This is a genomic window from Campylobacter sp. US25a (assembly GCF_004379075.1).
In the GTDB taxonomy this organism is placed as follows: domain Bacteria; phylum Campylobacterota; class Campylobacteria; order Campylobacterales; family Campylobacteraceae; genus Campylobacter_D; species Campylobacter_D jejuni.
In genome coordinates this window covers 1-363 of sequence record NZ_RYYM01000112.1, presented here as the reverse complement: position 1 = coordinate 363, position 363 = coordinate 1, and the positions used below count along the sequence as shown (strand labels likewise).

Annotated in this window: 1 pseudogene; it reads right to left on the bottom strand. The window is 24.5% G+C overall.

The window, feature by feature from the left end:
• Positions 1-321, bottom strand: a pseudogene (locus ELQ12_RS10805) (hypothetical protein); the annotation flags it as partial.
• Positions 322-363 lie beyond the last annotated feature (42 nt).

The following is a 363-nucleotide window of genomic DNA, read 5'->3' as shown; positions in this document are numbered from 1 at the left end:
AACCAAATCATTTTTGATATAATACTCAATCACAAGTTTTTCTTTTGTGATATAAATTCTTTTAATATTTGCCATTTTATAGATCGCTCGTGCAAATGTATATATGCCCAAAAGAAATATAAAAAAAACTATAAACCATTTATAATCTATTTCTTTGCTAGGATTAAATAATCTAGGAAATAAATAAAGAAAAAAACATAAAAGCACAATATATGTTATCCAAAAAAGCAAAAACAAAGGTATATGCTTTTTTCCTTCCCAAATGATTTCATCTTGAGTGTCTTGTTCTTTGATTTCTGTGTTATTGTTTGTTTGGCTCATTTTTATCCTTATTTAATTCTCAATTCCTCAATTTTTAAAAAG